This window comes from Candidatus Frankia nodulisporulans (assembly GCF_902806475.1).
GTDB lineage: Bacteria > Actinomycetota > Actinomycetes > Frankiales > Frankiaceae > Frankia > Frankia umida.
Window position 1 is genome coordinate 1 of sequence record NZ_CADCWS010000069.1, and the last position, 18086, is coordinate 18086.

Annotated in this window: 17 protein-coding genes; 4 read left to right on the plus strand and 13 right to left on the minus strand. The window is 72.2% G+C overall.

Annotated features, from left to right (window positions below):
- The 8 genes from G6R24_RS09170 to G6R24_RS09210 all read right to left on the minus strand — a co-directional run.
- The coding region (locus G6R24_RS09170; protein WP_163548812.1) for a tyrosine-protein phosphatase at positions 1 to 868 on the minus strand (868 nt) is incomplete at its 3' end.
- 181 nt (positions 869 to 1049) lie between these two features.
- Positions 1050 to 2096, minus strand: coding sequence for a phytoene desaturase family protein (locus G6R24_RS22175; protein ID WP_225438306.1), 1047 nt, complete (start codon positions 2094 to 2096; stop codon positions 1050 to 1052).
- A gap of 21 nt (positions 2097 to 2117) precedes the next feature.
- Positions 2118 to 2675, minus strand: coding sequence for an FAD-dependent oxidoreductase (locus G6R24_RS22180; RefSeq protein ID WP_225438307.1), 558 nt, complete (start codon positions 2673 to 2675; stop codon positions 2118 to 2120).
- 5 nt (positions 2676 to 2680) lie between these two features.
- Positions 2681 to 3559 carry a creatininase family protein gene (locus tag G6R24_RS09180; RefSeq protein ID WP_163548813.1) on the minus strand — a complete coding sequence of 293 codons (879 nt, stop codon included), beginning with the start codon at positions 3557 to 3559 and terminating at the stop codon, positions 2681 to 2683.
- A 31-nt stretch (positions 3560 to 3590) separates the two neighbouring features.
- Positions 3591 to 4805, minus strand: a complete 1215-nt coding sequence (locus G6R24_RS09185) for an LLM class flavin-dependent oxidoreductase (protein WP_163548814.1) — start codon at positions 4803 to 4805, stop codon at positions 3591 to 3593.
- A 172-nt stretch (positions 4806 to 4977) separates the two neighbouring features.
- Positions 4978 to 7713: an amidase family protein gene (locus G6R24_RS22185; RefSeq protein WP_225438308.1), complete on the minus strand. Its 2736-nt coding sequence runs from the start codon at positions 7711 to 7713 to the stop codon at positions 4978 to 4980.
- Positions 7710 to 8174 (minus strand): cupin domain-containing protein, encoded by a 465-nt coding sequence (locus tag G6R24_RS09205; RefSeq protein WP_225438309.1) that lies wholly within the window; start codon positions 8172 to 8174, stop codon positions 7710 to 7712. Before G6R24_RS09205 ends, G6R24_RS22185 begins: the two co-directional genes overlap by 4 nt.
- 110 nt (positions 8175 to 8284) lie before the next feature.
- Positions 8285 to 9040: a cysteine hydrolase family protein gene (locus G6R24_RS09210; protein ID WP_225438310.1), complete on the minus strand. Its 756-nt coding sequence runs from the start codon at positions 9038 to 9040 to the stop codon at positions 8285 to 8287.
- Positions 9041 to 9344: 304 nt separating this feature from the next.
- Between G6R24_RS09210 and G6R24_RS22190 the strand changes: the two genes are divergently transcribed.
- The 4 genes from G6R24_RS22190 (at position 9345) to G6R24_RS09225 (ending at position 13211) form a co-directional block, all read left to right on the plus strand.
- Positions 9345 to 9914 (plus strand): acetamidase/formamidase family protein, encoded by a 570-nt coding sequence (locus G6R24_RS22190; protein ID WP_225438311.1) that lies wholly within the window; start codon positions 9345 to 9347, stop codon positions 9912 to 9914.
- Positions 9895 to 10518, plus strand: a complete 624-nt coding sequence (locus G6R24_RS22195; RefSeq protein WP_225438312.1) for an acetamidase/formamidase family protein — start codon at positions 9895 to 9897, stop codon at positions 10516 to 10518. Before G6R24_RS22190 ends, G6R24_RS22195 begins: the two co-directional genes overlap by 20 nt.
- 157 nt (positions 10519 to 10675) lie before the next feature.
- On the plus strand, positions 10676 to 11479 hold the full coding sequence (locus tag G6R24_RS24470) for a helix-turn-helix domain-containing protein (RefSeq protein WP_217451564.1): 804 nt from the start codon (positions 10676 to 10678) through the stop codon (positions 11477 to 11479).
- Positions 11480 to 11711: 232 nt separating this feature from the next.
- On the plus strand, positions 11712 to 13211 hold the full coding sequence (locus G6R24_RS09225) for a hypothetical protein (RefSeq protein WP_163548817.1): 1500 nt from the start codon (positions 11712 to 11714) through the stop codon (positions 13209 to 13211).
- Between the two features lie 52 nt (positions 13212 to 13263).
- On the opposite strand, the gene G6R24_RS09230 is transcribed toward G6R24_RS09225, so the two are convergent.
- From G6R24_RS09230 to G6R24_RS09250, 5 genes are all read right to left on the minus strand, one after another.
- Positions 13264 to 14877, minus strand: coding sequence for a long-chain-fatty-acid--CoA ligase (locus tag G6R24_RS09230; RefSeq protein WP_163548819.1), 1614 nt, complete (start codon positions 14875 to 14877; stop codon positions 13264 to 13266).
- A 115-nt stretch (positions 14878 to 14992) separates the two neighbouring features.
- The gene (locus G6R24_RS09235; RefSeq protein ID WP_163548820.1) at positions 14993 to 15616 is read right to left on the minus strand and encodes an ATP-dependent Clp protease proteolytic subunit; all 624 of its coding nucleotides are present in this window, start codon (positions 15614 to 15616) and stop codon (positions 14993 to 14995) included.
- A complete protein-coding gene (locus G6R24_RS09240; protein WP_276511368.1) occupies positions 15613 to 16422 on the minus strand; it encodes an ATP-dependent Clp protease proteolytic subunit in 810 nt (269 codons plus the stop codon). The genes G6R24_RS09235 and G6R24_RS09240 overlap by 4 nt, the downstream gene beginning before the upstream one ends.
- Before the next feature lie 163 nt (positions 16423 to 16585).
- Entirely contained in the window at positions 16586 to 17311 is a 726-nt protein-coding gene (locus G6R24_RS09245; RefSeq protein WP_420840658.1) for a MerR family transcriptional regulator, read from the minus strand.
- A gap of 254 nt (positions 17312 to 17565) precedes the next feature.
- Positions 17566 to 18018 (minus strand): MerR family transcriptional regulator, encoded by a 453-nt coding sequence (locus G6R24_RS09250; protein WP_175084463.1) that lies wholly within the window; start codon positions 18016 to 18018, stop codon positions 17566 to 17568.
- Between the last annotated feature and the right edge of the window lie 68 nt (positions 18019 to 18086).

An 18086-nucleotide genomic window follows, 5' to 3' on the forward strand; every position in this document is an offset into this window, starting at 1 on the left:
GCAGGAAGGAGCGGACGTCACCGTGGCGGTCGCGGATGCGCTCAAGGGTCGCGACGATCAGCTCCGGCGGGCAGATCAGGAGTTCGGCCGGTACCGGCTTACCGTTCGGCGCGGTCGACAGTGCCTCGGCGATCTCGCCGACCAGGTACCGCGCGGTCAGCGCGTAGTCGGCGGCGATGGTCTCGTCCGGTACCCCGAGCAGGGCCAGCGTCAGGGCGATCACCATGCCGGTGCGATCCTTGCCGGCGCTGCAGTGCACGACGGCGGGTAGCGCGTCGGGTGCGGCCAGGGCGAGCACCGCGGCGGTCAGGCGTTCCCCGCGCTCGTCGACGGCGAAGGTGTAGAGCTTCTCCAGCGTGAGGGGGGTGCCATCGTCGATGAGCGCCCTCAGCGCGGAGACGGCACCGGCCGCGACCGCCTCGCCCGCGGTGTCCACCCGATGCTCCGTGGCCGCACCGGACCCGGCGAACCCGGCGGAACCGGCGGGTTCGGCTTCGGTCCTCGCGGCGGCGCTGGGGAGCACCGCGGCGTAGACGGGGATGTGCGCGATGGTGACCGGCACCGGGCCGAGCATGTCGGGCTCATGCTGGAACTCGGAGAGTTCCCGCAGGTCGACGACGGTGCGCAGGCCGATCTCGGCGAAGGCGGTGTGGGCCGGCTCGCCGAGGCGGTGCATCGCCCCGCAGCGCAGCAGCATCCGCCAGCGCACCGTCCGGCCATCGACGGTGCGGTAGCCGCCGACATCACGCAGGTTGATCGCCCCTGGCAGCTCCAGCACCCGCGCCGGATCCCCGCTGACGACCGGGGCGGCACCGGGATCCGCCGCGGCTGCTTCGACGGTGTCGCCGGACACGTTGTTCGGGATCACGCTGGTTCCTCCACGGATCGTCGCGTTGGCTGCGGAAAGTCCTTCCCCCCATCCTCGCTACCGGGCCGAGGCTCCCGCCCGGTGAACCGCGCACAGCCCGGCGATGAACAGCGGCCGTTACCAGGTCGCTAGGTCGCCAGGTCGCCAGGTCGCCAGATCAGCAGGGCGGGCGGTCAGCCGGTCACCAGGTCAGCCGGTCGGGGCGCCGGGCGAGGATGACCGCGGCGGTGTTGCGTCCGCTGGCGCCCCACACGCCGGCGCCGGGGAACGTGCCGGCGCCGGTGAGGTACAGGCCGGCGACGGGGGTGCGGTAGCGGCTGAGTTCACGCTGGCGGCCGAGCAGCGCGGCGACGGCACCACCCGGGAACGACGGGGCATAGCCGCGGGCCATCGTGAACTCGCGTTCGTAGTCCGGTGGGGTCATCACCCGCCAGTCCCGCACCGCGGCGAGCAGCCCCGGGTCGCCGAGCGAGGCCAGGCGGCGCAGCCATGACCAGGGACGGGACTGGTCATCCCAGCCGCCCGCGACCTGGTAGGGCGTCCACAGCACCTCGAGGCTGAGCAGGTGGGTGTCCGGGGTCGGGCGCAGGGTCGGGTCGAGCACCGAGGGGACGTTCAGCAGGAGCATCGGCGGGTCACTGACCCGGCCCGCGTGGCGGGCCGCGGCGGCGCTGACCTGCTCGGCCGGGGTGGGGCTGACCAGGACGGTCGGCACATGCCGGGTGTCGGCGGGCAGCACGTCGACCGGCAGCCGTTCCAGGGCGCGCAGTCCCGGCAGGGCGGAACTGACCGCGTCCAGCTTCGATTCGTAGCCGTCGGCGGCGGGGACGGCGGCCCAGCGGACGCGCAGGCGGGCGGCGGCGGGCACACCGTCGAGCCAGTCGACGAGCACGGTCCGCGGGTCGGTGGCGGTGACCACGGTGGGTGCCCGCACCGAACGTCCGTCGGCCAGACGCACACCGCGGACCCTGCCATCGCGGATCTGCACCCCGGCGACCCGCGCACCGGTGATCAGCTGGGCACCGTGCTGGCGGGCGCAGGCGGCAAGCGCCGCCGGCAGGGCACCGCTGCCCCCGGCCGGACGGGCGACGCCGATCAGGTGACGCAGGGCGAAACCGAGCGCGCCGAGGCCGCTGCCGGGCGCGTCGGGGGCGAGCCCCCAGACCGCGGGACCGTTGGTGTGGGCGGCGGCGATCAGCCACGGCGGCAGGCCGAACGAACCCAGCACGTCCTGCAGGCTCGCCCGGGCCTAGGCGAGCACGGTCGCCGAACCCCGCAGGCGGCGCCGGCCGGCGCTCGCGGCGATCGCCAGGCTGGACGGCCGGGACTGCTGCACCGCCTGGACCAGCCGGGCGGCGGGCAGGGCCACGTCGAGGTAGCGCCGGTAGGCGGCCGCGGCCGCCGGGTCCGTGCGGGCCAGGCCGTCCATGGTCCGTTCGATGGAGCGCCAGTGGACGAACACCGGCTCGTCGCCCCAGCCCATCGCGATGCCCATCGGGTCGACGTCGAGGTAGCGCAGCCCGTAGGCGCCGAGTTCCAGTTCCTCGACGATGCCGCTGGCCAGGACCATCGTGTGGTCGCAGTTGCAGATGTTGACCCGGGCGCCGATCGCGTCCACGGTCGACGCGCAGCCGCCGACCTCGTCGCGGGCCTCCAGGAGCACGACCCGCCGGCCCGCCCGGGCCAGGTAGGCCGCGCAGGCCAGCCCGTTGTGACCACCGCCGACCACCACGACGTCCGCCACCACTGGCAGGGCGTCACCACCGGAGTCCCGTCGATGCTCCGTGGCCAGCCGCAACTCCAGCACCTGCGTCACCGGGACGGCCCGGACGGGCCGGCGGAAGGGGCCGGGCCGGCGGAAGAGACCGGGCCGGCGGAGGGGGCTGGACCGGACCGTCCGGATGGGCCAGAGGTGCTGCCCGGGCGGGGGCGGGGGTCGAAGCGGGCGATCTCGGCGAAGGACTCGCCCGCGGTGGCGAGCATGGCCGTGTAGAGCGCCTCGCCGCGTTCGGCGGTGGCGCCGGTGGGATCGCCGATCGTGCCGTCGGTGCCGAAGTCGTCGGACAGCCAGCCGAACGACACCGCACCGCCGAACCGGACCCGCTGGTAGTCGGCGATCTGCTCGGGAACGCCGCGTACGGCCAGGTCGAGCCGGACCAGTTCCGGTCGCAGGTGCAGCAGCAGCGACGTCTCGTCGATGCCGGCGTGGATACCCATGCCGCGTTCGGCCGCGGGCGAGGTGCCGCCGTGGTCGGCGGGCAGCGACGGGTGCATGACGAAGGTCCGCAGCCCGTGGGCGAGGCGGATGTCGCGGGCGGCGACCTGGAGCAGCGCGCTGTTGCCGCCGTGGCCGTTGAGGAACACCAGCCGGCGCAGCGGCGTGGTCGCCAGGCACCGGGCCAGATCGTCCAGGACTGCGAGCAGGGTCGTCGCGGACAGCCACATCGTGCCCGGTGACCACGCGTGCTCGTTGGACTTCGAGTAGCCCAGTGCCGGTAGCTGCCACAGGTCCAGGGCGTCCCCGAAGGCGTCCATGCTGTCGCGCACCAGCGAGTGCGCGATGATCAGGTCGGTGTTGACCGGCAGATGCGGACCGTGCTGCTCGATCGACCCGATCGGCAGGACGGCGACCGCGTCCGGTGACAGTCCGGCGACCTCGGGGCCGCGCAGCTCGCCGAAGTGACGGCTCATCGGAACACCTCGCGGCTCTGGTCCGATCGGGTCATGGCGCGGGCACGGTCGCCGGCCCCGGTACCGATGCGGGCCCGGGGACGTGGGTGGGCAGCAGCGGGACGACCTCGCGGGCGAACCGTTCCAGCTGTGTGCGCACCCGGGGATAGGGGTCACCGGGCATCCCGGGGAAGATCACCAGATCGGTGAGGCCGAGCAGGTCGTCGAGCTCGGCGATGTGCGCGGCGACGTCGTGGGCGGTGCCGACCGCCCACGGGCCCTGCGCCATCGAGTCCTCCAGGGTGGGGACGAACGTGCCGCTGGCGGGGCGGCCGTCGGGGCCGAGGTAGCCGCGTCCCCAGCCGTAGGGGGCGAGGAAACGCCAGAACTCGTCGTGGCCGGGTCGCACGGTGGCCATCGCCGCGGCGCGGGTGTCGTCCACGGCGACGTTGAGGACCAGCATCCGGCGTTCACCGCGGGCGAGGGTGCGGCCGTGCGTCGCGGCGAAGGTGTCGGCGAAAGCATCCCAGTCGGCGGCGAGACGCCGCTTCTCCGTCAACCAGAACACACCACCGAGGCCACGGGTCGGCACCGCGCGCAGCGTCGGCGGGCTGGTGACGGCCTGCCACGTCTCGTACGGATGGCGCGGCCGGGGGACGAGGGTCAGCTCGCGGGTCTGGCCGCCACGGTCGGGGATGCCCGGTGGCGGCAGCTGGAAGTGCTCGCCGGCGTACCGGAACCGTTCACGCGTGAGCGCGAGGTGCAGGATGTCGAGGCTCTCCTCGGTGATCGCCCGGTTGCGCGCGTCGGCGGCGGCCGCGGACGGGTTGTCGTAGGAGCCGACGGACACCGCGCCCGCGGTCAGCGGCAGCATCTCCCGGGGCACCGTGCCGCGGCCGACACCGAGAATGCCCCGCCCCCCGGACAGGTTGTGCAGGACGGCGAAGTCCTCGGCCAGCCGCAGCGGATGCCACTGACCGACGACGTTGAACATGGTGCCGATCCGGATCCGGCTGGTCCGCGCGGCCAGGAACGCCCCGAACAGCAGCCCGTTGGGCACCACCTCATAACCCTCGTGCTGAAAATGGTGTTCGGTCAGCCAGAAACTGTCATAGCCGAGTTTCTCGGCGAACTCGCCACAGGCCAGAAGTTCATGCTGAGCGTGGTCGAACGCCGCCTGCTCGTAACGGCGTTCGGTGGGTTCGGTGCCGCCGGGGCCGGCGTCGGTCATCTCGACTCCGCCGAACAGGAACACGCCGATCCGCACCCGGCCACCTCCGCATGTTGATGGGATCAACACGCTCGTCCGGTGCCGTGACGCCACCGTCAGGCCCGGATTTTGCCCAGGCAAAACCTGGCCGGCCCGGCGTTTTCGAGGACGGTCAGCACGAGATCGAGGAGTCGCCGCACCCACGCGCGCTGATCTCGTGGGCGCGCCCTCAGCGGTTCTGCTGGACGACGAGGCGGACCTGGTCGTCGTCCAGCGCACGCCAACGGTGGCGGACCCCACCGGCGTAGTAGATGCCCTCACCGGCGGCGAGGTGGTGCAGCGCGCCGTCGATGTCGACCTCGATGCGTCCGGTGACGACGTAGACGAACTCCTCGCCGTCGTGCACGAAGTAGTCGTGAAAAATCGGCGGGGCGCCGATGTACTCGGCCGGCAACATGGCCCGTTCGCCCCGCACCAGGGTCCGCACACAGCCCCCGGGCGAATCCACCGCCGCGGTGTCATGACGCACGACGCTCGCCGGTGCGACGCTCCCCCCTTCGAAGCTCGCCGGCGCGGTGCCGGTCGCCGGGACGGCTTCCGCCGCGGCCATCAGGGCCTGGGCGCTGGTGCCGAGCGCCGCGGCGATCGCGGTCAGTGAGCGCATGCTCGGCCGGGCCAGACCGCGTTCGAGCTGGCTCAGGAACGGGTGGCTCAGACCCGCGCGGCCGGCGACGTCCACCAAGGTGAGACCGAGGGCGCGACGCCGGGCGCGCACGGCCCCGCCGAGGCGGAGCCCGACATCCGCGCGGACACCGGTCATGTGGCGCCAGGATGGCCGAACGCGACCGCCGCGTCGAGCAGCAGCCGGTCCGCGCCGGGCGGGCCGACGATCGCCGCGCCGACCGGCGCCGCTCGGCCTGGGCCGCCCGACTCTCGGCCGCTGGGCGCGGTCGGCACGACGCAGCTTGGCAGCCCGTAGGCGCTTGCCACCACGGTGGCGCGAAGCGTCGCCCGTCGCCAGGCCTCGGTGTCGTCCCGGCCCGCGTCCCGTGGATGCCCCGGGCCCCCCGCGGCGGGGCGCACCACCCACGTCGTCAGGCCGAGCCGGTCGAGCAGCCGGGCCCGGCCCTCGGCGATCCGGCGGGCGGCGGCCTGTTCGACGTCCGCGTCGATGGTCGCGCCGACGCGGAACCGGGCCGCCACCGTCTCCCCCAACGCCCCGGGATGCGCCCGAATCCAGCCGCCACGCCTGCGCGGCCTGGACGACACGAAACGCCTCGAGCAGCCCGTCGACGTCGTCGTCCTCGCGTACCGGCCCGACCACCAGGTCCGCTCCGAGCACGTCGGCGAGCCGGGCGGCGACCGTGACCAGCCCCGCCGAGTCGACGACCAGCAGCTTCGTCGGTTTCGTCGGCTCCCCGTCCGGCGGCGGTCCGGACGGCAGCAGCACCTCACCGACGCCGCGCAGCACGTCGGCGTCGGCGGCGAGCCAGCCCACCGTGTCGAAGGACGGTGCCAGACCGAGCAGCCCGCCGGTGGGCACCAGGCCATGGGTCGGACGCAGTCCGTACAACCCGCACACCGACGCGGGGACCCGCACGGACCCCGCGGTGTCCGTGCCAAGGCCGATGTCGGCCTGCCCGGCGGCGACGGCGGCCGCCGGCCCGCTGCTCGACCCGCCGGTCACCCGATCCGGAGCCGCCGGATTGGGGGGTGTGCCGTAGTGGACGTTCACGCCGCTGAGCCCGAAGGCCAACTCGTCCGTCTGGGCGATGCCGACGATCGACGCCCCGGCCGCCCGCAGCATCGCCACCGCGTCGGCGTCGCGCGGTTCGACCCGGGCCAGCGCCAGCCAGGTCGGATTGCCGGCGCCGACGCGGTAGCAGCCCACGGCGAACAGGTCCTTCACCGCCACCCGCAGCCCGGTGAGCGCCCCGTCGGCCACCGGCCCCACCAGCGGCTCCCCCCGCTCCCGCCAGACCGACGACACCCCGGTCCCGGCGGGAACACGGTCGGCGCTGCGGGCCGGGGCGGGATCCGTCGGGGTGACGCCGGCGGGGAGCGGACGCAGGATGCTGAAGTCGGCGAAGTCGTGGCGCAGGGCGGGACGGCGCAGCAGGTCGGTGCCGGGGCGCCCGGGGGCGCGCCCGGCGGCGACCTGGTCGAAGGCGTCCGCGGCGCGGCGCAGGAAGTCCGGGCCGACCCGGTAACGCAGGGTGCGCGCTGGGAAGATCTCGCGGATCGAACCGGCCAGGCGCTGGTGCAGGGTGCGCAGGGTGGCGGCGAAGATCTCGATGGCGGCGTCGGGCTGGTGCACCCAGAAGTCGCCGGTGATGAGGGTGTCGCCGGCGAACAGCAGGCCGGCACGCTCGTCGAACAGGCACAGCGAGTCCGGCGAATGACCGGGGGTGTGCAGCACCGTCAGTTCGCGTCCACCGAGGTCCAGGCGTTGCCCGTCGGTCAGCGGGGCGGGTGTGGGGCCGGCGGGCACCGTCCAGGCGTCGGCGTCCGGGGGAACCGGGCGGGGGGTCGTCTCGGCGGTGAACTGGTGGAAGAAGCGTTCGTCGTCGGCGCGCCGACGCCGGTAGGCGGCGTACTGCTCACGGGCGACACCGAGGTAGGCGGCCAGCCGCTGCGGCGCGACGGCGCTGGTCACGGCAGGTGCGGCCGCGGGGTGGGCGGCGATGTCGTCGAACAGCCAGTTGCCGCCGCGATGGTCGTCGTGTCCGTGCGAGTTGACGGCGAGAATCGGCCGGTCGGTCAGCGTGCGCGCGGCGGCGTGGATGTCGGCCAGGCCCAGGCCGGTGTCGACGAGCACGGCCCGCTCGTCGCCCTCGATCAGGAAGCAGTTGACATGGCCCGGTTCGGCGACGAGCCAGGTCCGCGCGGCCAACGGGCGCAGCGCGAACCAGTCCGCGACCGCCAGCGGCGGCGCGAGGGTGGCGGGGGTGGCGTCCGACGTCACAGGGCGGCGTCCGGAGATCCGGGTGAAGATCCGGATGGGAGTGCGGGGAGAGCCGCGGGAAGGGCGGCGAGGACGGCGCGGTCCTCGGCGTCGGTGCTGGCCCGCGGGCCGCGGCGCACGAGGGCGGCGAAACCGTCGTCCGGGCACATGAGGGTGAGGGCGTAGAGCCGGCCGGGACCGGTGTTGCGGATGTGGTGCAGCGAGGTCGGCGGCAGCACCAGGGTCGCCCCGGCGGCGACGGGAACCCGCGTGTCGTCACAGACCGCCAGGCCCGTCCCGCGCAGGAACACGAACAGTTCGGTGGAGATCGGATGGCTGTTCGGGGGCTGCGCGCCGGCGACGTCCCAGGCCTCGAGCAGCACCGTGACCGGGGAGATCTCCGGCCCGGCGAGCACCCCGAGGCGGACGCTGTCCCCCGCGCTGATGCGGCGCATCTCCAGGGCGTCCGGCCCGATCAGCACAGGTGGCACCGCGACCATCGGCTACCTCCCCCCATCGGACGTGGCGCCCCTGGCGTCCGAGGTCGGGCCGGCCGAGGTCAGGGCGGCGTCCGCTGTCAGGGCGTCCACTGTCAGGGCGTCCACCAGGGGGGTGGAGTCGGCGACGAAACCGAAGCACTGGGCGACGTTGTAGACGGTCGCGTCATGGCAGAACTGGGGGAGGTCGTCGCCGCGCAGTCCTCGAGCAGCACGACGTCGTAGCCCAGGCAGGCCGCGTCCGTCAGGGTCGCCAGCACACACTGGTCGGAGTTGACCCCGCCGAACAGCACGGTGGTCACCGCGAGGTTGCGCAGCACCGCGTCCAGCGGGGTGTCGAAGAAGCCGCTCATCCGGTACTTGTCGACGCGCAGATCGGTGGCCGGCGGGGTGAGTTCGTCGACGATCGCCGCCGACCAGCTGCCCGCCTGCAACGTGGGGCTGCCCCCCGGGCGCGCCGGGGCTCCCAGCCCGCCGCCGCTGCCGTCCGGATCGTAGACGTGGCGCACGCCCGGCGGGACGTTCGCGAGATCCGCCCGGTTGCCCCAGTTCAGCCAGATCACCGGCACGCCGGCCATCCGCAGCGGTGGCAGTACGCGGCGCAGCGCCTCGATCGGCCGGCGGGCCGGCGCGATGTCCACCCCGATCGAGGCGAGCCAGCCCGCCGGATGGCAGAAGTCGTTCTGCATGTCGACCACGACGAGCGCGCTGCGGGCGAGATCGAGAGTCACCCGCTGTGGACGGGCGTCGAGGGTGACCGGCCGCGGTGCGACGGGTTCACGGCGCAGATCGACGTGCCCCGCCGTCACCCCCCAGGAGTTCCGGGCGGCGCCCAGCCGGATGTTGACCACGCGAACATCCTGCGACCAGCCCTTTTCCCCCGCGTTGCCACCCCGTTGCGCCCCGATGCCAACCTCCGGCGCACCCCGGCATGCTCAGCTCCACACCTTGGAGGAGTTACGGACGGAAGAGCACTTTGGACGTACTGTGGGCCGCTTCCAGATCGGCCCGGCCCGCATATCGTCTGTCTGCACGTTGGCACACATCAGATCTTCGATTAGGAGCCAGTGCGACCTGTTTGTCCCGATACAGGGTATGGCGGTGAGGGCGGTGTAACGCCGGGGACATGAGGGTGTGGGAGGGTCTGCGGCCGTGATGCCGCAGCTGAGTGAGGTTCTGGCCGCCACCGCCCTGCGACACCGCGGGGTGGGTGTTCCCGCGGACGCGCCGTATGTTCCGGCGCGGGCGGACGAGGTGGGCTGGGGGCTGTTGCCGAACGCGGTGAGCCGTCCGGTGCTGCGGGTGCCGTCCGGGGCGGCGGTGCGTTTCGACACGATCAGTCATGAGGGGCTGCTCGCCGACCAGGGCAGCGATCCCCGGGGTTTCTTCGGCGCCGCGGGCATCCGGTCCGACCAGATCCTCGACGACGCGCTGGCCCTGCTCGACTCCGGACGCCGGCACACACCCGAGGCCGCCGGCCCGCATGTGGTCACCGGCCCGGTGGCCGTCCGCGGCGCCCGGCCCGGGGACGTCCTCGAGGTCGAGGTGCTGGAACTCGTCCAGCGGGCACCGTACGGGGTGATCAGCAACCGGCATGGTCGGGGCGCGCTGCCCGGCGAACTGCCGATCACCCCCGCCGACCTGCCACCGGGGGTGGACGTGCCACCGGTGTGCCTCGTCGCGCACACCGACGGCGGTGGGCACGGTGTCCTACCGGGTCGGTGACGGCCGGGCGATCCGGTTCCCGCTGCGTCCCTTCCTGGGGATCATGGGGGTGGCGGTGGCCGGGGACCGCCCCGTCCACTCGGTGCCGCCCGGGCCGCATGGCGGCAATCTCGACATCCGCCATCTGGGTGTCGGCGCCCGGCTCTACCTGCCCGTCCAGGTGCCGGACGCGCTGTTCTACGTCGGCGACCCGCATTTCGCCCAGGGCGACGGCGAGGTGGCCCTGACCGCGTTCGAGGCTCCCCTGCGCGCGCTGCTGCGCCTGACCGTCCACGCCGACGACGGCGCCCGCACGCTCGCCCGCACGCTGACCGCGCCCTGGGCGGGCACCGACTCCCTGCACATCGTCGCCGGTCTGGACCCCGACCTCGGTGCCGCGATGCGGGCCGCGACCCGCAACGCCATCGCCTTCCTCGGCGATCGGTACGGCCTGCCACCCGCGGTGGCCCTCGCCTATCTCTCCGCCGCCGGCGACTTCGCCGTCAGCCAGGTCGTCGACCAGGTGGTCGGCGTCCACTGCTGCCTACGCCGCGCCGACCTCGCCACCCTCACCTCTCCCCCGCCTCCTGCTCCTCCTGCTCCTCCTGGCCACGGCGGACGTTGATGGCGCTGGTGGCGGGGCTACCGGCGGCGGGGCTGTTGGCGGGAAGGGCTGGAGCGCTGGGACGGAAGTGTCCACGGAACCGGGGGACGAGGTCCGGACGGTAGGGGAAACGGATACGCTCGATGTCTCGGAGTGGCGGAGGGTGGTCCCGGTGGCGATGACGAACCCGCGGGTCGAGGTGCCGTTGCGGCGGCGGCTGGTCGGTCAGGCGCTGCGCCGCCACCGCCAGGCCCAGGGGCGTACCCTGCGCGACGTCGCGGATGCCGCACGGGTGTCGATGCCGTATCTGTCCGAGGTGGAGCGGGGCCGTAAGGAGGCCTCCTCGGAGGTGCTCGCGGCGATCTGCCGGGCTCTGGGTATCCGCCTGGCCGACCTGCTCGACGAGGTCCGCCTCGAACTCGCCCGGGTGGAGCCGCTGGTCGTGCCGTCCGCCGCGGCCGGTGCCAACCCGGCCCGCACCGCGGCGCTGACCGGCCCCGGGTTCACCAGTTCGGGTGGGCCGCAGCTCACCGGCTCGGCCGCGGTGGTCGAGGTGCTGACCGGCGCCGTCGCCGGGCAGGCCACCGCCGGTTTCCTCGGCCAGCTTCGTTCCCGCGCCGCGGAGCCGCTGGTCGGCGGGTCCGTCCAGGATGTGGGGCGGAACGGCACGTTTGTGTCACTGGGTGTGCCGGGGCAGGGTGTCGTGGGGCAGGGTGTCGTGGGGCAGGTCGGCATCGGGCCCATCGGCGGGATGTCCGGCGCGGCCGGCGACATCGGGTTGTCCACCGACGGGGTCGGCAGCATCCGCCGTCTTGACGCGACGGGTGTGGGCCGCACGGGTGCGGCGCGGATCGTCGTCGCCGCTGGTGGCGGTGGCATCGTCCGAAGCCGGGCGGGGATGCGTCGGCGTGCCGGGTACGGGCGGCCCCGCTGCCGGCAGTCGGTGGCGGCACGTTCCCGTCCCACCGCGGCCCACGTCTGACTGCGGCCGACGCCTCCCGTCACCGGGAGAACGGCGAATACCGAGAAACATGGTTCGCGGTCCTTCGATGCCCTGAGTCCGATATGTGCGTTATCGACGGGACGGTAGTTCGTGACGGCCACGAACAACGACGGTAATTGTCACCGGATCACGAAACGTTCGGCGGCGGCACGGCGGGGCATGCGACTATTGGCGCTGTTTTTCCGGCGCACTCCAGCGGATTGGTGGAAGCATGTCGCAACGAACCGGGACGAAGCTGCTCACGGCGCAGGAGAGGCCGACCGTCCGGGCACTGTTAGGCCTACCGATCCCACCCGAGGAGCTCACCCCGCCGCCGGCTGACAAAACCCAGCCCGATCACCATGTCTGGGAACGCACCCATGACTCGGCCGCGGCGAAGGACGCGTTCGCGACCGAACTCAAGGCCGCGCTGAAGACGGCGATCGATGACCAGGAACCGGCCATCCAACGTAAGGAGAACGCCCGCAGCATCGACCTGAGAAGCCTGCTGCCCGCGGCGGCAGCGGCCCGCGAGATCGTCGACGCGTACTTCGCCGACTGGACCCGCACCGCGGCCCTGCCGGCCAGCCTCCTGAACACCCGGCAACATTTCAGCTTCACCGTCGACGGGGACGCTCCCACCATTGTCTCCATGGCGGACCTCCCGACCCGAACCCGGCTGAGGTGGACGACCGAGCCGGCCAACGTGATCGGTTTCCTGATGGGCACCGACGGGCCCCGGGCGGTGGCCACCAGGCACTCGTTCCACCACGAGAACGGCGCCCCCGAGGAGTCCGCCTTCTACCAGCAGGCGGTGGTGGAACCGTTCCTCGCGGCCCACCGGGACGCGCTCATCCGCTATGAGAAGTTCGTCATGTCCATGACCGACCCGAACACCGCCCGGGTCTTCATCGCACCCTGGGTGCCGGACTGGAAGGCGACCGAGACGGAGCTGACGTCCGCGGCCGTCGCGCAGAAGAAGTGGACCATCTTCGCGAACCTGGTACACGAGTACATTCACGTGCTGCAACATCCGCTGCTCCCGACCGCGACCGGGCGCAGCGTCGTCGTGCGGGAGGGCATCTGCGAATACCTGGCCGTGCAGGTGGTCCGGCATGTCGGCACCTGGTCGGACGAGCAGCTCACCGACCTGAACAAGCGGATCGTCGGCGCCGGAAACTTCCGCGCCAGCCGGAGCTGGCTGACCGGTTACACCGCGACCGAGGAATACCGCTCCTACGTCGACCGGGTCACCCAGGCCATCCAGACCGTCGGCGTGAACGCGATATACGCCGCTTTCTTCCAGGGCCACACCGAGTTCCTCGGCACCGCCGTCGGCCACGGCGGGCGTCAGTTCGCGCTACCCGCGGTGGCCACCGCCGCCGGAGGCATCCGGCGTCTCCCCTTTCCCGCGGCCAGCGGTCGCCGCGGCCACGACTGGATCTCCCGCGGCACCGCGATACCCGCGCCGAGGTTCGCCGAACTCAACGCGGACGTCGAACTCACCCTGGCGCAGGGCTTCGTCGACGACGGCCTGGACCTACAGGTCTCCGTTCCGGATTTCCGGGCGCACCGGGTACTGACCTTCGACGGCGTCAGCGAGACCTGGGAGCAGATCGCCGCCCAGAACGGCACCTCCGTCTCCGACCTGCTGGCCATCAACAACCCGGACGACAAACTCCCACCGCTGGAGGACCTCGCCCTCGAATGGCTCCTCGTCCGCGACATCTGAGCTCACCCGCCCGTGCGCCCACGGTCACCCCGGCGGGCCGCGCGGGCCCTGTTCAGTGCGTGTCGGACGGGCGCAGGGCCACGAGCTGGCGCTTGAGGATCTTGCCGGCGGCGGTCATGGGCAGGGTGTCGCGGAACTCGACGTGGCGGGGGTACTTGTAGGCGGCCATGGTCTCGCGGCACCAGGCGATGAGCTCGGCCGCGGTCAGGCAGGCGTCCGGTCGGCGGATCACGAAGGCCATGATCTCCTGGCCGTGCCGTTCGTGCGGAATACCGACGACCGCGGCCAGGCTGACGTCGGGGTGGGTGAGCAGCACCTCCTCGATCTCCCGTGGGTAGACGTTGAACCCACCACGGATGATCATGTCCTTGAGGCGGTCGACCAGGTAGAAGTAGCCGTCGGCGTCGCGGCGGCCGAGGTCACCGGTGCGCAGCCAGCCCTGGGCGTCGATGGTGGCGGCGGTCGCCTCGGGCTGGCCCAGGTAGCCGCGCATCACGTTGTGGCCGCGTACGCACAGCTCACCGGTCTCGCCGTCGGCGGCGGGGGTGCCGTCCGCACGGGTGACGCGGACCTCCACCCCCCAGATGGGCAGGCCGATCGACCCGGCGCGGCGCGGCCGGTCGGCGCGGTTGAAGGTGGCGACGGGGCTGGTCTCCGAGAGCCCGTAGCCTTCCAGGATCGCGACGCCGAAGCGCCGCTCGAACGCCCGCAGCACCTCGCCGGGCATCGCCGACCCTCCGGACACGCAGATCCGCAGGCTGGACGCGATGTGGTCCAGGTCGGCGGGCGCCACATCCGGGCAGTGCAGCAGCGCCCAGTACATCGTCGGGACGCCCGCGAAGAAGGTGACGGCGTGGCCGCGCAGGGCGGCGAGGGCCGTCCGCGGCTCGAACCGGGGCAGCAGCACCAGGGTGGCGCCGCTGGCGAACCCGGCGTTGAGGTTGGTCGTCTGCCCGAACGCGTGGAACAGCGGCAGGACGACCAGGTGGACGTCATGCTCGGCGGCGTCGAAGACCCGGGTGGAGACCACGGCGTTGTGCACCATGTTGGAGTGGGTGAGCTGCGCGCCCTTGGGGGATCCGGTCGTGCCGCTGGTGTAGAGGACGATCGCGATGTCGGATTCGCTGGTCGGGACGGTGTCGAAGTCCGCCGCCACCCCGGCGGTGAACGCCGCCAACGTCTCGACCCCGCTCGCCGCCTGGTCGTCGGCCGGCAGGTCGTCCGGTCCCAGGGCTGGTGACCGGCCACCGGCGGGGTCGGCGGTGATCAGGACGAACGTCTCGCAGCTGGGCACGGCGGCGAACGCGGCCTGCCCCGCCCGGCCCGTCGGCAGCTCCGGCGTTCCCTCGAAGCACAGGTAGGCCCGAACGGACGCGTCCGTGAGGTGGAAGGCGATCTCGCGTTCGGTGAGCAGAACGCTCAGCGGGACGACCGTCGCCCCGGCCTTGAGAACGCCGAAGTAGACGGCGGGAAAGGCCGGCAGGTTCGGGCAGGTCAGCGCCACCCGGTCACCGGGCCCGATACCGCGGGCCGCCAGCGCCGCGGCGATCTGGCGGGCGGCGGCGTCCAGCTCGGCGTAGGTGAGGTGGTGCTCGCCGAACACGAGCGCGTCACGCCGCGGCCAGGTGCGGGCCGCCTCTTCCAGAACGACCGCGAGGTTGAGCATGGACCCCTCCTGAGAGTGCGCCACGTCACAACATAGCCCGATCACCCCAGATGACAACCCGCCAGTCGGGCGCGGATGGTCACGGGGTGATCGGGCGGTCAGGCGGACGGGCGGGTCAGGCGAAAGCCGGTCGGGTGGCGGAGAGCTTGCGGCTGGTCAGGACCTCGTCGATCAGGCCGTAGTCCTTCGCCTCCTCCGCACTGAAGATCTTGTCGCGTTCGGTGTCGCGGCGGATCCGCGTCTCGTCCTGGCCGCTGTGGCGGGCCAACAGCACCTCCTGCAGCGTGCGGATGCGCAGGATCTCCAGGTCGCTGGACTGGCCCTCCGCCTGCGCGGACGGCTGGTGGATGAGGATCCGGCTGTGCGCGAGCGCTAGGCGCTTGCCGGGCGCCCCGGCGGCGAGCAGCACCGCGGCCGCGGAGGCGGCCTGGCCCATGCAGATCGTCGAGACGTCGGGCCGGACGAACTGCATCGTGTCGTAGATCGCGGTCAGCGACGTGAACGACCCACCCGGGGAGTTGATGTAGATCGAGATGTCGCGGTCCGGGTCCTCGGACTCCAGGAACAGCAACTGCGCCATCACGTCGTTGGCCGACACGTCGTCGATCTGCACGCCGAGGAAGATGATCCGTTCCTTGAGGAGCTTCGAGTACGGATCCATCGAGTACTCGCCGCGTGAGGTGCGCTCGACGATGTTCGGCAGCACATGGCGTGCGGACGGCCGGATGCCTGCGGTCATCGGGCGCCGACCTCGGACTCGAAGCCGGCGTGGCCAGCGGCGCGGCGCGGACCGATGCCACCGGCGTGGGAGCCGGGCACCTCACCGACGCGCTGCACGACATGGTCGACCAGGCCGTAGTCGCGGGCCTCGACGGCGGTGAACCAGCGGTCCCGGTCGGAGTCGGCGGCGATCTGCAGGGCGGTGTGGCCGCTGTGCTCGGCGGTGCGTTCCTGGAGGACCCGCTTGGTGTAGAGCATCTGCTCCGCCTGGATGGAGATGTCGGCCGCCGTCCCGCCGATACCGCCGTGCGGCTGGTGCATCATGATCCGGGCGTGCGGCAGGGCGTAACGCTTGCCGGGGGCGCCCGCGCACAGCAGGAACTGGCCCATGGACGCCGCCAGCCCCAGTGTCACGGTGGCCACGTCGTTCTCGATGAACTGCATCGTGTCGTAGATCGCCATCCCGGCGCTGACCGACCCGCCCGGCGAGTTGATGTAGAGCCAGATGTCGGCCCGCGGGTTCTCCGCGGCGAGCAGGAGCAGCTTCGCGCTGATCGCGTTGGCGACGTCGTCCTCGACGACGGTGCCGAGGAAGATGATCCGGCTGTCGAGCAGCCGCGCGTAGACCTGGTCATCGAGTCCGGCGGACGGATTCCCGCCACCCGCCAGCCGGATGGCACCCCCCGACGCGGCCAGCGGGGCGGGTCCGCCCGGGTAGGCCGGGGAGGCCCAGGAGGCCGAGGAGGCGGCATGGCCCGCGATGGCCAGGCGGTGCGATGCGCCTGGGACGGTCAGTCCCCGGGACGGCGCGGACGGGTCGGTCATGAGGGTGCCTTTCCGCCGGCGGGGTCGGGAACCGCGGTCGCGGCGCCGGCATCTCCCAGCCTCGCCGTCGCGGCGCCGATCCAGGCGTGGATCTGCCTGTGGCAGATCTGCCGACGGCAGACATCATTCGTCTGACCGGCCGCGGCGGGCCGGACGAGCCGGATCAGCCCTCGGTACGCGGACCCGTACCGTCCCCGACGTCGCCCTCGTGGGACGACCCATCGGCGCGGCCGGCGCTGCCATCACGGCCGTCGACGTCGCGCAGGGGTTCGGTGAGGAAGTTGAGGAACGTGTCGTCGAAGAAGTCCTGGGCGCTGTGGGCGTCGGGGTCGGCGCGCAGCGAGCGGGCCGCGTCGTCGCGCAGGCCGAGCATGAAGTCCTCGGCGAGACGCACCTGCTCCTGCAGGGAGGCGAGTTTCTCCTCGGCGAGACTCACCCATGTCTGCAGCCGCTCGCGGACCTGGGCCCGATCCAGCGCGGTCAGACCGGGCTTGCCGATCTCCTCCCGCAGTGTGAGCAGCGAACGCATCTCCTCGACGGTGAAGCCCAGCGGCTTCATCTTCTTGATCAGGAAGAAGCGGTCAAGTGCGTCGTCGTCGTAAAGGGGGAAGCCGCTGTCGGTGCGGCCCACCGCCACCAACAGCCCCTCCTGCTCATAGAAACGGACAGTACGCAGCGACAACGTCACCATGATGGCAACATCACCGATCTCATACCGGCCCTCGCGGGCGTCAGCGGACGACCTGGCACTGCTGGCAGTGGACAATTCGACCCTATTCACGGTGAGTGGGACGGTCGGAGCTTCGAGCATCGGTCGTGCCACGGTAATGCCTGGACAGCGGATATCTGGCCAGCGTGATACCCGGTCAACGTCGTACCTGGCCGGCATGGTTCCGGATAGCCCGGCTTCGCGGTAGCCCACCCCTCACACCGAGGGGCGCCCATCCGAGGGGCGCCGTTTCGTGGACCCACGCCCACCGGGGACCACAGCGCGCCACGAAACCCCTCGGCGAGTCGTCCACCGACACCTCGGCCCTCGACGGCCGGGCCCTCAGTGGCTGGACCATCGGCAACCGGGCCATCGGTGACTGGACTATCGGTGGCTGGGCTGTCGAGCGCCGGGCCGTGGAGACTGCCGGCGTCTCACACCGAACGGTCCGCGTCGGTGTGCAGGCCGATGACAAAGTCCTCGGCGACGCCGGCCTGCGCCCGCAGGGTGGCGAGTTTCTCCTCCGCGAGCACGACCCAGGTGCGCAGCAGTTCGCGCAGTTCGCCGCGGCGCTCGTCCGGAATGCCCGAACTGGCCAGTTCATCGCGCACGGACAACAACGAGCGCATCTCCTCGAGGGTGAACCCGAGGGACTTCATCTTCTTGATCACCATCAGTCGGTCGACCGATTCGTCACCGTACAGACGGAAGCCGCCGGGAGTACGGCCCGCCGTTGTGAGCAGACCGGCCTCCTCGTAGTACCGCACCGTCCGCAGGGACAGCCCGACCCGCTCGGCCACCTCACCGATCTGGTAGCGGGTTACGCCCGTGGCCTGGCCAGACTGAGGTGAGTGGACGGTGGACGAATCGCGACGCGTCGTGGACAAGATGACCCTAACGTTGGTGTCTCGACGTCTGGAGCAAGGAGGATAACGGCTACTCTACGACGTTCCGG